At 67.2% G+C, this 12,064-nt stretch carries 12 protein-coding genes and 2 tRNA genes; 11 read left to right on the top strand and 3 right to left on the bottom strand.

The annotated features are described in order from the left end of the window. Positions 1-173: 173 nt before the first annotated feature. On the bottom strand, positions 174-977 hold the full coding sequence (locus ACH442_RS10210; protein WP_396337629.1) for a hypothetical protein: 804 nt from the start codon (positions 975-977) through the stop codon (positions 174-176). Between the two features lie 703 nt (positions 978-1,680). On the opposite strand from ACH442_RS10210, the gene ACH442_RS10205 reads away from it, so the two are divergent. The 4 genes from ACH442_RS10205 (at position 1,681) to ACH442_RS10190 (ending at position 5,021) form a co-directional block, all read left to right on the top strand. Then, positions 1,681-2,361: a hypothetical protein gene (locus ACH442_RS10205; RefSeq protein WP_396337628.1), complete on the top strand. Its 681-nt coding sequence runs from the start codon at positions 1,681-1,683 to the stop codon at positions 2,359-2,361. Beyond that, the gene (locus ACH442_RS10200) at positions 2,354-3,274 is read left to right on the top strand and encodes a TRM11 family SAM-dependent methyltransferase (RefSeq protein WP_396337627.1); all 921 of its coding nucleotides are present in this window, start codon (positions 2,354-2,356) and stop codon (positions 3,272-3,274) included. Before ACH442_RS10205 ends, ACH442_RS10200 begins: the two co-directional genes overlap by 8 nt. Next, positions 3,271-3,573 carry a helix-turn-helix domain-containing protein gene (locus tag ACH442_RS10195; RefSeq protein WP_396337626.1) on the top strand — a complete coding sequence of 101 codons (303 nt, stop codon included), beginning with the start codon at positions 3,271-3,273 and terminating at the stop codon, positions 3,571-3,573. Before ACH442_RS10200 ends, ACH442_RS10195 begins: the two co-directional genes overlap by 4 nt. Before the next feature lie 80 nt (positions 3,574-3,653). After that, on the top strand, positions 3,654-5,021 hold the full coding sequence (locus ACH442_RS10190; protein WP_396337625.1) for a tyrosine-type recombinase/integrase: 1,368 nt from the start codon (positions 3,654-3,656) through the stop codon (positions 5,019-5,021). Between the two features lie 102 nt (positions 5,022-5,123). Here ACH442_RS10190 and ACH442_RS10185 read toward each other — a convergent pair. Beyond that, a tRNA-Gly gene (locus ACH442_RS10185) sits at positions 5,124-5,197 on the bottom strand. Positions 5,198-5,328: 131 nt separating this feature from the next. Between ACH442_RS10185 and ACH442_RS10180 the strand changes: the two genes are divergently transcribed. The 7 genes from ACH442_RS10180 (at position 5,329) to ACH442_RS10150 (ending at position 11,287) form a co-directional block, all read left to right on the top strand. Further along, positions 5,329-5,402: transfer RNA gene (locus ACH442_RS10180), tRNA-Pro, on the top strand. 38 nt (positions 5,403-5,440) lie between these two features. Continuing rightward, on the top strand, positions 5,441-6,790 hold the full coding sequence (gene tig, locus ACH442_RS10175) for a trigger factor (protein WP_396337624.1): 1,350 nt from the start codon (positions 5,441-5,443) through the stop codon (positions 6,788-6,790). Between the two features lie 209 nt (positions 6,791-6,999). Further along, positions 7,000-7,635 carry an ATP-dependent Clp protease proteolytic subunit gene (locus tag ACH442_RS10170; protein ID WP_396337623.1) on the top strand — a complete coding sequence of 212 codons (636 nt, stop codon included), beginning with the start codon at positions 7,000-7,002 and terminating at the stop codon, positions 7,633-7,635. An 11-nt stretch (positions 7,636-7,646) separates the two neighbouring features. Continuing rightward, on the top strand, positions 7,647-8,309 hold the full coding sequence (locus ACH442_RS10165) for an ATP-dependent Clp protease proteolytic subunit (RefSeq protein ID WP_396337622.1): 663 nt from the start codon (positions 7,647-7,649) through the stop codon (positions 8,307-8,309). Positions 8,310-8,521: 212 nt separating this feature from the next. Further along, positions 8,522-9,811, top strand: coding sequence for an ATP-dependent Clp protease ATP-binding subunit ClpX (gene clpX, locus ACH442_RS10160; RefSeq protein WP_396337621.1), 1,290 nt, complete (start codon positions 8,522-8,524; stop codon positions 9,809-9,811). A gap of 2 nt (positions 9,812-9,813) precedes the next feature. Beyond that, a complete protein-coding gene (locus ACH442_RS10155) occupies positions 9,814-10,455 on the top strand; it encodes a GNAT family N-acetyltransferase (protein ID WP_396337620.1) in 642 nt (213 codons plus the stop codon). A 37-nt stretch (positions 10,456-10,492) separates the two neighbouring features. Continuing rightward, positions 10,493-11,287 (top strand): carbon-nitrogen hydrolase family protein, encoded by a 795-nt coding sequence (locus tag ACH442_RS10150; protein WP_396337619.1) that lies wholly within the window; start codon positions 10,493-10,495, stop codon positions 11,285-11,287. Positions 11,288-11,304: 17 nt separating this feature from the next. Here the strand turns inward: ACH442_RS10150 and ACH442_RS10145 are convergent, their stop codons facing one another. Then, positions 11,305-11,520 carry a hypothetical protein gene (locus ACH442_RS10145; RefSeq protein WP_396337618.1) on the bottom strand — a complete coding sequence of 72 codons (216 nt, stop codon included), beginning with the start codon at positions 11,518-11,520 and terminating at the stop codon, positions 11,305-11,307. Between the last annotated feature and the right edge of the window lie 544 nt (positions 11,521-12,064).

The raw sequence follows: 12,064 nt of genomic DNA, 5'->3' as shown, positions 1-12,064 counted from the left end.
AGTGCGACCGGCGCGGATGGCCGTCCTCCTCATCAGGAAGGGGCGAGCCGTCACGGGTTGTCAGCGCCGTCAGCGGGGCCGGTCGAGCGGGGTCACCAGGTGCGGAAAAGTCCCGCACTAAGAGATACAGATTTCGGCCCGATTTTCGACAAGGCCCAGGTCAGCGCGGGTGTTTAGAAATCGGCGCGCAGGGTCATGGTTGCTTCGGCGATGACCTGCTCGTCCGGGTCCGACAGCAACCCGGCGTTCACGGCCGCCACGAGCAGACGCTCAGCCCGGCCCCGCGCCTGATAGATCGCCTTGGCACCCTTGCCGAGACTCTCGGCGTAGCTGGCGACCGGCGTTCCGCCCAGCCGGGTCGCGCCGATCAGCTCCGCGTCAGCGAGAGTAATCACACCGGCCGTGACCGCACGGGCCAAGACCACGTCGGGGTGCCCGGCTCCCGGCCATAGCGCCGTGCTGTCGAGGTAGTCGGCCTCCCGGCGCGGCTCGCTGGCCCGCAGCTCGGTCCGGGCGGCGGTGAACGCGGTGCTGAGCAGGCGCTGCACCACCCGGGCACCGGCCGGGTTGACCGTGCGCAACGCGGCGACGAAGCCGGTCAGCAGCTCGGCCTGCACGTCGCCGGAGTAGCGGCGCAGCCGGTAGGCGGCCTGCCGCAGGCCCGGCAGCGCCACCCCGACCGCGCCGACCACCCAGGCCGGGCCGTCGGCGCGGGCGCGCTCGATCAGCAGCCGCCACACCTGGTCACTGGTGATGTGCCCGCAGGACGGGTGCATCAGGATCGAGGCCAGCTCCGACAGCACGATCCGGCGGCGCGGCAGGCCACCGCCGAGCGCCGCGCCGTCCATTGACAGCGGCTCCGGGCCGGTGGTGAGCAGCCGCAGCGCCGTCGCGGCCACGTCGAAGGGCTGCTCACCGAGCACCAGACGCGGAGCGTCGACGCCGGCGGGCTCGGCGGAGCGAACAGACTTGGACATCAGGAATCCCCCGAGATGTGGGTGACGAATGCCCGGCGGCTCACTGGCCGCCCGGCGGGAACGACACCCATCCCGCCACTCGGGTTGAACAGATCTTGAACACGCCGATCTTGTTCAATGAGTCACTCTGCGTACGCGATGACGGCAGGTGCATCGAGCACAAGGGGCTATCCGGTCCACCGGTCTCGCCGTGTTCCTGGCCCCACGCCTCGCTGTTCAACGCCTTCGCGGCGGCAGGAAACACGTACGCACTAAACGGCGACGGCGGGCGTGAACATCGATGCAGTCCGGAACGGTGAAAGCGTCAAAGTCTTTTCGGAGGGACGACGCGGCATGGCGTGTTCAAGCCCGTTGAGGGCAAATGCCCCTGTAGTTGATCTTGTTCAGCATCCAGCCTGATCTTGTTCAAGAGCCTCTGAATCTTGTTCAAGGAGTTTGATGATCTTGTTCAAGCCAGGGCTGAGACGTGCAGTCCACGTAGCTACCTGAAAATTCCGAGTGGGCCAGCGCCACGGCAAGAGATAGGCCGGACGATCATGGCTGTGAGCTGGGTGTTCAACCTCTAGAGGATCTTGTTCAGGGAGCCACGTTTGCGCTTGTGACCCAGGGGTTCCGGAGTTACGCGACGGCTCGATGTCGAAAACTGGGCCGGAATCTGTATCTCTATATGTCAGCGTTCGTCGGCGGACATGGCCCACCACCCATGCCGCAGACCCAGCCCACCAGCAATCGCCTACCTCGCGCCCCCATCGGCCTGCTGCTCGTCCCGGCGCACACCCACCGACCGCGCCAGCACTCCGGCGCGACCCTGCCCGACTGGTACGGCATCCACCCCCAGCACGTCGCTCACCTGATCGCCCGCTACACCCGCGACGGCGACACCGTGCTCGACCTCGACGCCCACCCGACCATCGCCGCAGCCGCCCGCCACCTACACCGCCGGACGGCCGTTCGGCACACGCAGCGTGAGGCACCGTCCGTGCCTGATGAGCCGCACATCGCGTCAGATGCGCCCTCGGCCGGGCTGGTCGTCGCGACCCTCCCGCGCCTCGATGTCGACAGCCGCGACACTCCGGCCCTCAGCCACGCCATCGATGTGTGGCGGGCGTATCTACGCCCCGGCGGGTACCTGCTCACACTGCTCACCGCCGGGCCGGGCACCGGCACGATCGGGCATCGCTCGAGCATCATCGCCGCCGCCCGCGCTGCCGGACTGGTCTACCACCAGCACATCCCGGCGCTGCTCGCACCGCTGCCGGAGGCCGAGCCCCGCACCGGACTCGACGCCGCCAGCCGGCCGCCGCTGCTCGACGGCAAGCACGTCCGCGCCCACCGCGACCTGCTCGCGTTCGCCTCGACCACCCCGGAGGCCACCGATGCCTGACACACCGTCCGCCTCCCGTCACGGCACCGAGAACGGCAACCCCGCCGTGGATCGGCTCCTGGCCCAGGGCTATCCCGGCTCGGTCTGGCTCACCGGTCAGCAGCCCTCTCGGGAGTTGCGTAAAGGCCGCTACGTCGCCGAGGCGATCACCCATCCCGGCAAGATGCTGCCCACCATCGCCCGCTACGCCATCAACACCTATACCGAACCCGGCGACCTCGTCGCCGACCCGATGGCGGGAATCGGCACCACCGTCGTCGAAGCCATGCACCTCAACCGACGCGGCATCGGCGTCGAGTACGAAGACCGCTGGGCGGCCCTGGCCGCCGTGAACATCGCCCTCGCCATCAAGAACGGCGCGGCCGGCACCGGCGAGATCTACACCGGCGACTCCCGACGGCTACCCTCGCTACTGCCCGCGCAGATCCGCGGCAGCGTCGCCCTCGTGGTCACCTCGCCCCCGTACGGGTCCTCCACCCACGGCCACGTCCGCACCCCCGGCCCCCGACGCGGCAAGGTCCGCAAGATCCACCATCGATACGGCGGAAGCGACAACCTCGCCTACCGCGACCACGACACCCTCGCCGAAGGCTTCACCGAAATCCTCACCGGATGTCGGACCATCCTGCGCCCCGGCGGCCACGTCGTCGTCACCGCTCGCCCCTACCGCCGCCACGGCGAACTTATCGACATTCCCGGCATGGTCGTCGCCGCCGGAGAAACCGCCGGACTCGAACTGGTCGAGGAATGCGTAGCCCTGATGGCCGGGGTTCGCAACGGCCTCCTCGTCCCGAGGGCCTCCTTCTTCCAGCAGAAAAACGTCCGTGACGCCATCGCCAACGGCGACCCGCAATGGCTCCCACAGCACGAAGACGTCCTGATCCTCCGACGAGGTGGGGCGGTGCCGAGGTGACCGGCGACGTCAGGCTTGACCGCCTCGACGAGGCGGAGCGTCCATTAACCGCGCGTATGTCGATCATGCCGTCCGGACCAGACGACGGTGGGATGACGCCCGCCCAACTGCGGTCACTGCCGGTGGCGTTCCCGTTCGATCCGGCCGTACGGCAGGCGTTCGGAATCAGCCGCAGCGCGGCCTACCGGGCGCTCGCGGCCGGGCAGCTTCCCATCACTCCGATACGGCTCGGACGGAAGTTGATCGTCAGACGCGCCGACCTACTCGCCGCGCTCGGCATATCCGACGACGGCGAGTAGGTGACGTGCGGGCGCTGAGGTTAGGAGGACCTCAGCGCCCGGTCGCCTGGCTCGTGAGAGCCGCCGATCTGGAGGAAAGCGTGAATCGACCGTATGTCCGCCGGGGCAACCGGGTGCCCGGCGTGTTTCAACGCTGTCAGAAGGACTGCCCGGAGACCGCCTGCAAGCGAGGCCACAAGTGGAGCTTCATCGTGGAGCTGGCCGAGCCGGATGGGGGCCGCCGACAGGAGACCAAGGGAGGCTTCGCCAGCGGCAAGGACGCCGCCGAAGCGCGGGCTGAAGTGCAGCGCAAACATCGAGAGGGAACCCTGCCGCAGAACGGCAAGCTGACTGTCACGCAGTGGCTGCGGGATTGGCTCGTGACACAGGAGGAACTTGTCGGGCTCCGCGACGGCACGATCGTGGACTATCGGCGCCACATCGAGAGCTACTGGATTCCGAGCGTCGGCAACCGCAAGCTGGCTGACCTCCGCCCTCGCCACGTCACCGACACTCTGCGAACCCTCATGCGCGAACGGCAGAAGCAGATCGATGCGGCCGTCGAGCTGAATGCCCGCTATGCGGGCGAGGCGGCGAAGGCCGATAAGAAGCGGGTTAGCGCTGGCCGCAAGCGGCCCGTCAAGCCGGAGAGAGTTCCGGTGCCGCGTCCCTTCGGTGCCGCTACCGCTCAACGCGTACGCGCTACCCTCCGGGCGGCGCTGAACGCCGCTGTGCGCGCCGAGGAAGTTCCGCGCAATGTCGCCGCGCTCGCCACGGTGCCGAAGGTCCGGCGTCGGCGCGTCAAGCCGTGGAGCCCTGAGCGGCTGGGGGAGTGGCTCGACGCCATCGAGGCCGAACGGCTGTACCCGCTGTTTCACCTGGGGGTGTTCGCCGGGTTGCGGCGAGGCGAGCTGTGCGGACTGAGCTGGGACGACGTGGACCTCGACGCGGCACGGATCGTCGTTGGCTGGCAGATTACCGGCATCAGTTACCGGAAGGCACGGAGGGCGGAGAAGGAAGGACTGAAGATCGAGTATCGGGTTCGCCTCAAGACGAGCGAAGGCGAGGATCTCCCGGTTGATCTCGATTCGGAAACGGTCGCGGTACTTCGCGCGTGGCGAAGGGCACAGGCGAAGGAGCGGCTTGCGCTCGGACGGGCACACCGCAATGCCGAGAACCTCGTTTTCACCAAGGCCGACGGATCACCCCTCGACCCGACTCAGGTCTACCGGGTCTTCAAACGCCTGATCAAACTGCACGACATGCCGGACGTCCCCCTCCACAACCTGCGGCACGAGGCGGCATCTCTCCAGATCGAGGCCGGCGTCGACATCGCGGTGGTCTCCAAGAGGCTCCGCCACTCCAAGATCGGCCTGACGAGCGACACCTACGGTCATCTGGTCGGGTCGGTCGGCAAAACCGCCGCCGAAGCGGCGGCGGCCGTGGTTCCCCGGCGGCGGGCTGGGTAGCACGGGGCCAAGATCCCTAGCAAAGCCCTAGCAATCTGGCTAAGCAATAGAAGACTATCGATGTCTAGCTAGATCTAGGACGCTGTCACCAGCGTAAACGCTTGGAGCGGGCGACGAGAATCGAACTCGCGTAATCAGTTTGGAAGACTGAGGCTCTACCATTGAGCTACGCCCGCAAGGCCCGGCGAACTTCCCGGGTCTCGGGCACAGCTTACTGAATCATCTGCCCTCCGCGCGAACCGGATTCCCCAGCAGGTGACTCCAGCGCACACGCGGGTAAGCAGACCGCATACACTGGCCGACGCCACGGGGTGTGGCGCAGCTTGGTAGCGCACTCGCTTTGGGAGCGAGGGGCCGTGGGTTCAAATCCCGCCACCCCGACTGATCATCAACTATCCGCAGCAACAAGGAGTACGCCTGTGAAGAGCACCGTCGAGACTCTGAGCCCTACTCGGGTGAAGCTCGCCATCGAGGTGCCGTTCGAGGAGCTCAAGCCGAGCCTGCAGAAGGCGTACCGGGAGATCGGCGCGCAGGTTCAGGTGCCGGGCTTCCGAAAGGGCAAGATCCCAGCGGCGGTCATCGACCAGCGCGTCGGCCGTGGCGCGGTCCTCAACGAGGCCGTCCAGGAGGCGATTCCGCAGCAGATTCTGGCCGCGGTTCAGGAGCACGACGTCAAGACGCTCGGCCGCCCCGAGGTGGAGATCACCGAGTTCTCGGACAACGCGCCGCTGAAGTTCACGGCTGAGGTCGACGTCCGCCCCGAGATCGTCATCCCCGACCTGTCCGCGATCACGGTCGAGGTCCCGGCTGTCGAGATCGGCGACAACGAGATCGACGAGCAGATCAGCGGCCTGCGTGAGCGCTTCGCGACGCTGAAGACCGTCGAGCGCGCCGCTGCGGAGGGTGACTACGTCCAGCTCGACCTGAACGCCACGGTCGACGGCGAGGAGGTGCCGGGCGGCTCGGCCACCAACATCTCCCACGAGGTCGGCAGCAAGCAGCTGCTCCCGGGGCTGGACGAGGTGCTGGTCGGCCTGTCCGCCGGCGAGGAGGCCACCTTCACCACGCAGCTCGTCGGCGGCGACTTCGCCGGCCGTGACGCCGAGGTCAAGGTCGTCGTCCGGACCGTCAAGGACAAGCAGCTCCCCGAGATCGACGACGAGTTCGCCCAGCTGGCGAGCGAGTTCGACACCCTCGACGAGCTGAAGGGCGACCTGCGCGAGCGGCTCTCCAAGGCGAAGAAGGTCGAGCAGATCTACGCCGCCCGTGACGAGGCTCTCAAGCAGCTCGTCGAGGCCGCCGACATCCCGGCGCCCGAGGGCGTCGTGAAGGACGAGGTCGAGGGCCGCAAGCAGGCGATGACCGACCAGCTCGAGCGGATCGGCGCCACCCTGCAGGACTACCTGGCCTCCGAGGAGAAGACCGAGGAGCAGATCGACCAGGAGCTGACCGAGGCGGCCCAGGAGGGTGTCCGGATCCAGCTGCTGCTCGACACCGTCGCCGACGCGCAGGACGTGCAGGTCACCGACGACGAGTTCGGCCACGAGATCGTGCACCGGGCGCAGCGCGCCCAGATGCAGCCCCAGCAGTACTACGACCAGCTGGTCCGCTCGGGTGCCGCGGCCGCCGTCTTCGGCGACGTGCGCCGGGGCAAGGCTCTCGCGTCGGTCATGGAGCAGGTCACGATGAAGGACAGCGAGGGCAACGTGCTGTCCCTGGACGACCTGCGCGCCGCCAGCGAGGACGAGCACGCCGGTCACAACCACTGATCGGAACACGCTTCATCCGGCCACCGCGCACCGCTTCCGGTGCGCGGTGGCCGGTGTCTTTTCAGAGGTACGGCCGGGGGCCGGTGCGCTGTCAGCGAACACCCGCCTGAGCGGGAAGCTGATGCGCAATCGACCGGTTAGGTTGGTCGTACGACGGACAACCTGCCGGCCGGATTCTCGGCCGACACAGCAAGCTGTGAAGGGCTGCCATGACCGATCTCCACATCCCTGCCGAGCCGGTGTCGCGGCGCGGTGGCGACTCCCTGAGTGGCAACCTCGACGACTCGGTCTTCAACCGCCTGCTGCGTGAGCGGATCATCTTCCTCGGCAGCGAGGTGACCGACGCGGTCGCCAACCGCATCTGCGCGCAGCTCCTGTTGCTCTCCGCCGAGGACCCGGAGCGGGACATCCACCTGTGGATCAACTCGCCCGGCGGTTCTGTCTACTCGGGTATGGCCATCTACGACACGATGCAGTTCATCGACAACGACGTGTCGACGGTCGGCATGGGCATGGCCGCATCGATGGGGCAGTTCCTGCTCTGCGCCGGGACGCCGGGTAAGCGTTACGCCCTCCCGCACGCGCGCATCATGATGCACCAGCCGTCCGGCGGGATGGGCGGCACCGCCGCCGACATCGCCATTCAGGCGGAGCAGATGCTGTACACCAAGCGCATGTTCCAGGAGCGGATCGCGTTCCACACGGGCCAGACCCAGGAGCAGATCGCCGCCGACTTCGACCGGGACCGCTGGTTCACGGCTTCCGAAGCAAAAGACTATGGCTTCATCGACAAGGTGATCACCGGGGCCGTCCAGGTCCCGGACGGTGCCGGAACGCTGAACTGAGGAGCTGACCCATGACCGACCTCTCCATGCCTCCCGGCTTCGCTCCGGTGCACAACCGCTACGTGCTGCCCTCGTTCTCCGAGCGCACCTCGTGGGGCATCAAGGAGTCCAACCCGTACAACAAGATGTTCGAGGACCGGATCATCTTCCTCGGCGTCCAGGTGGACGACGCGTCGGCCAACGACGTGATGGCCCAGCTGCTGACGCTGGAGAGCACCGACCCGGACCGCGACATCACGATGTACATCAACTCGCCCGGTGGCTCGTTCACCGCCATGACGGCGATCTACGACACCATGCAGTACGTGCGGCCCGACATCAGCACGGTCTGCCTCGGCCAGGCGGCCAGCGCGGCCGCGGTGCTGCTGGCGGCGGGCACGCCGGGCAAGCGCATGGCGCTGCCGCACTCGCGGATCATCATCCACCAGCCGGCCACCGAGGGTGGTTACGGTCAGGGGTCGGACATCGAGATCCAGGCCCGCGAGATCATGCGGATGCGGACCCAGCTCGAGGAGATGCTGGCCCGGCACTCCGGTCAGTCGGTGGAGAAGGTCCGTAAGGACATCGACCGCGACAAGATCATGACCGCCGCGGAGACCAAGGAGTACGGCCTGGTCGACACGGTGCTGGTCAGCCGGAAGAAGAGCCTGCAGTCCGTCGGCTCCGGCAGCTGAGACACTCGATGTCAGGGGCCGAACCGGTCGGACTAGACTGGCCGGTCCCTGACACGCCCGTTTTGGGGGGTCGGAGAACAGCCCCTTTGCGGGTAACGTCGAGCCAGCAGCCTCAGTTACGCGGGTCGGCAGACGATGAGATGGCAACGAGGCATTCCGTCCTCGTACACGGACCGGCCAGTGGTCAGTCGTTGAGCGCAAGGAGAACGTAGGTGGCACGGATCGGTGACGGTGGCGACCTACTCAAGTGCTCCTTCTGTGGGAAGTCACAGAAGCAGGTCAAGAAGCTCATCGCGGGCCCTGGGGTCTACATCTGCGACGAGTGCATCGATCTCTGTAATGAGATCATCGAGGAGGAGCTGGCCGAGACCGGCGAGGTGAAGTGGGAAGAGCTTCCCAAGCCGATGGAGATCTGCCAGTTCCTCGACAACTACGTGGTCGGCCAGGAACAGGCGAAGAAGGCACTCGCCGTCGCGGTCTACAACCACTACAAGCGGATCCAGGCCGAATCGAGCGGCGCTCCCGGCGGGGGCAGCGACGTCGAGGTGGCCAAGTCCAACATCATGCTCATCGGCCCCACCGGTTGCGGCAAGACGCACCTGGCGCAGACCCTGGCCCGGATGCTGAACGTGCCGTTCGCCATCGCGGACGCCACGGCGCTGACCGAGGCGGGCTACGTCGGTGAGGACGTAGAGAACATCCTGCTCAAGCTGATCCAGGCGGCGGATTACGACGTCAAGCGGGCCGAGCAGGGCATCATCTACATCGACGAGGTCGACAAGATCGCCCGCAAGAGCGAGAACCCGTCGATCACCCGGGACGTCTCCGGCGAGGGCGTGCAGCAGGCCCTGCTGAAGATCCTCGAGGGCACCGTGGCGAACGTTCCGCCCCAGGGCGGCCGTAAGCACCCGCACCAGGAGTTCATCCAGATCGACACGACGAACGTGCTGTTCATCGTGGGCGGCGCGTTCGCCGGCCTGGAGCGGATCATCGAGCAGCGGGTCGGCCAGAGCGGTGTCGGCTTCGGCGCCCGGTTGCGCTCGATCTCGGACAAGAACACCGACGACGTCTTCAGCAAGGTCATGCCGGAGGACATGCTGAAGTTCGGCCTGATCCCCGAATTCATCGGCCGTCTCCCGGTGATCACCACGGTGCGCAACCTCGACCGTGAGGCGCTCATCAAGATCCTCACCGAGCCGCGGAACGCCTACGTCAAGCAGTACCAGCGGCTGTTCGAGCTGGACGGCGTCGAGCTGGAGTTCGACGAGGGCGCGCTGGAAGCCATTGCCGATCAGGCCATGCTGCGCGGCACCGGTGCCCGTGGCCTGCGCGCGATCATGGAGGAAGTCCTCCAGAACGTGATGTTCGAGGTCCCGAGCAACCCCGACGCCGCCCGCGTGGTCATCACCCGCGAGGTCGTCGTGGAGAACGTGATCCCGACGATCGTCCCGCGCGAGTTCGTCGGCCGTCGCCGGCACGCCCGCGAGGAGAAATCGGCCTGAGCATGTCCCGCGATCTGGCGGACATCCTCACCGGCATCGAACGCGGCGACCGGCACGTCCCGGTCCCGTGGCTCGAGGTCGTTCCACCACCGTCGCCCGACCGGGCGGCGGTGGTGTCGTTCCCGAGCCATGTCGTCGTCGCGGCCGACGTCGAGTTCAGCTGGGCGGAGAAGCTCGCCGGTGAGGACTTCGCCGCACCGACCGGCCCGCGCTTCCTGACCGCTCTGGAGGACCGTTTCGGCCTCCACGCCGGGGCGTTCGACGTCTCCCTGCTCGCGACTCCGCTGCCGGGCGATCCGCCGCTTCCGCTCACCCCGCTCGACGCCAGCGAACATCCCCGCGCGCTGCGGGCCCATCGATACCGGACCGACGTGCGGCTGTGGGAGTCCGAGCACGGGCTGCTGGTCGTCGGCCGGGGCCTCGCCGGGCGCTGGGAGGTGGCTTTCGAGGTCGACCCGGCCGCGCAGGGGCGTGGTCACGGCCGTCTGCTGGCCACGGCCGCCCGGCACTTGATCGCGGGGGACAGGCCGATCTGGGCGCAGTGCGCGCCGGGCAACTCCGCGAGTCTGCGCGTGCTGCTGGCCGCCGGATTCCAGCCGGTCGGCTCCGAGGTCCTGCTGATGCCGGGCACTGCGGGCTGGTGATGCCCGGGGCGGGGGCTCACGCCGTACCCTCGAATTCATGCGTGTCGCCGTCTGCCAGCTGAACGCGCGGGATGACCGCGCCCACAATCTCTCCGTCGCGAGATCTTTGCTCGAGCGTGCCGCCGCAGGCGGCGCCGAGCTCGCCGTCCTCCCGGAATATGTGGACTTCCTCGGCCGCGCGGCCGACGCGCCGAAGCCGGAGGGGCCCGACGGCGAGTTCGCCGCCTTTTTCGCGGCCGCCGCGCGCGAGCTGGGCATCTGGGTGCACGCCGGTTCCTTCCACGAGACCGGCCCGGAGGAGGGGCGCACCTTCAACACCACACTGTTGTTCCGGCCCGACGGCTCGCTCGCGGCGAGCTATCGCAAGATCCACCTGTACGACGTGGAGATCGCCGGCCGTGTCTCGTACCAGGAGTCGCGCACCGTCGCGCCGGGCGCCGAGGTTGTCGTCACCGAGGTCAACGGTGTGCCGACCGGCCTGAGCATCTGCTACGACCTGCGCTTCCCGGAGCTGTACCGGCAGCTCGCCATCGCCGGCGCCAAGATTCTCGTGGTGCCGGCGGCGTTCATGCTCCACACCGGGCGGGACCACTGGGAGGTGCTGCTCCGCGCCCGTGCGATCGAGAACCAGTGCTTCGTCCTGGCCGCAGGGCAAATCGGAGATCACGACCCCGGGCGTACGTGTTTTGGACGCAGCATGATCATCGACCCGTGGGGGACGGTGCTCGCGCAGGCGCCGGACACCGAGGGAGTCGTGCTCGCGGATCTCGACCTGAGCCGGCTGGAGACCATCCGTGCGGAACTACCGAGCCTGGCGAACCGGCGCCTCTGATCGGAATGTATCGGCCGTCACAAGCTCTGCAGCAGGTAGCTGACGACGGCCAGCCCGACCACCGCGGAGCCGACCAGCAGCAGCGCGCCACCCATCCGGGACGGACCGCGCAGGAGCAGCTTGCGCGCCGAGACGGCCACCGTGACCAGCACGAGCAGGCCGATCACCACCTGCCAGAGCGGAACCAGCATGCCGAGGAACGCGTCGACCGCCAGCGTCTCGGATGCGTCCATGAAGCCACTCTGTCACGCTTTCCTGTCGCTGTGTGCCAGCGCGCCAGAGGTCGCGGGCATGTTCGTCGATTTGCAGTCCGGACGGGTGGTCAAGTAATTTCTTCTCTGCCCGAGAGAAACCGGTACGGACGGCCACGAAAGTGACAATCCGGATCGCGACCTCAAGGGCCGCTGGAGCGAGTTACGCTTGCTGCAGCGCCGGGTGGTGCACAGCAAAGATCCAGTCAGCTGGTCTTGCGGATGCGAAACCAACCGGGTAGAGTAACCAGGCCAGCAGGAACCGGGCGGACGAAGTTTGTCGGCCGGTCTGCTTGAGCCGCTTCCGCGTAACAGCGGGAAACTACTTGGGCGAGGCCAGCGAGATCCCCGGATCGCGCCGCGCGAAAACGACCAGGTAAGCTTGAACGGTTGCCTCGGACGAGGATCTCCGAATGGGGATTCTAGTTTGATGTGCGGTTGTTCTTTGAGAACTCAACAGGGTGCTTTAAAAGCCAGTGCCAATTATGGCAATACCCCGGCTGATCGCTTTGGTGGTCAGTGGGAG

Origin of the sequence: Actinoplanes sp. NPDC020271 (genome assembly GCF_044388125.1) — a bacterium.
In the GTDB taxonomy this organism is placed as follows: domain Bacteria; phylum Actinomycetota; class Actinomycetes; order Mycobacteriales; family Micromonosporaceae; genus Actinoplanes.
The sequence above is the reverse complement of the archived record's forward strand: the minus strand, read 5'-3'. Positions and strand labels throughout refer to the sequence as shown.

Coding starts and splice junctions, on each gene's coding strand:
- ACH442_RS10205 (WP_396337628.1), top strand. CDS start 1,681: ATGCCGCAGACCCAGCCCACCAGCAATCGCCTACCTCGCGCCCCCATC.
- ACH442_RS10165 (WP_396337622.1), top strand. CDS start 7,647: ATGACCGACCTCTCCATGCCTCCCGGCTTCGCTCCGGTGCACAACCGC.
- ACH442_RS10200 (WP_396337627.1), top strand. CDS start 2,354: ATGCCTGACACACCGTCCGCCTCCCGTCACGGCACCGAGAACGGCAAC.
- ACH442_RS10150 (WP_396337619.1), top strand. CDS start 10,493: ATGCGTGTCGCCGTCTGCCAGCTGAACGCGCGGGATGACCGCGCCCAC.
- ACH442_RS10145 (WP_396337618.1), bottom strand. CDS start 11,520: ATGGACGCATCCGAGACGCTGGCGGTCGACGCGTTCCTCGGCATGCTG.
- ACH442_RS10155 (WP_396337620.1), top strand. CDS start 9,814: ATGTCCCGCGATCTGGCGGACATCCTCACCGGCATCGAACGCGGCGAC.
- ACH442_RS10170 (WP_396337623.1), top strand. CDS start 7,000: ATGACCGATCTCCACATCCCTGCCGAGCCGGTGTCGCGGCGCGGTGGC.
- ACH442_RS10210 (WP_396337629.1), bottom strand. CDS start 977: ATGTCCAAGTCTGTTCGCTCCGCCGAGCCCGCCGGCGTCGACGCTCCG.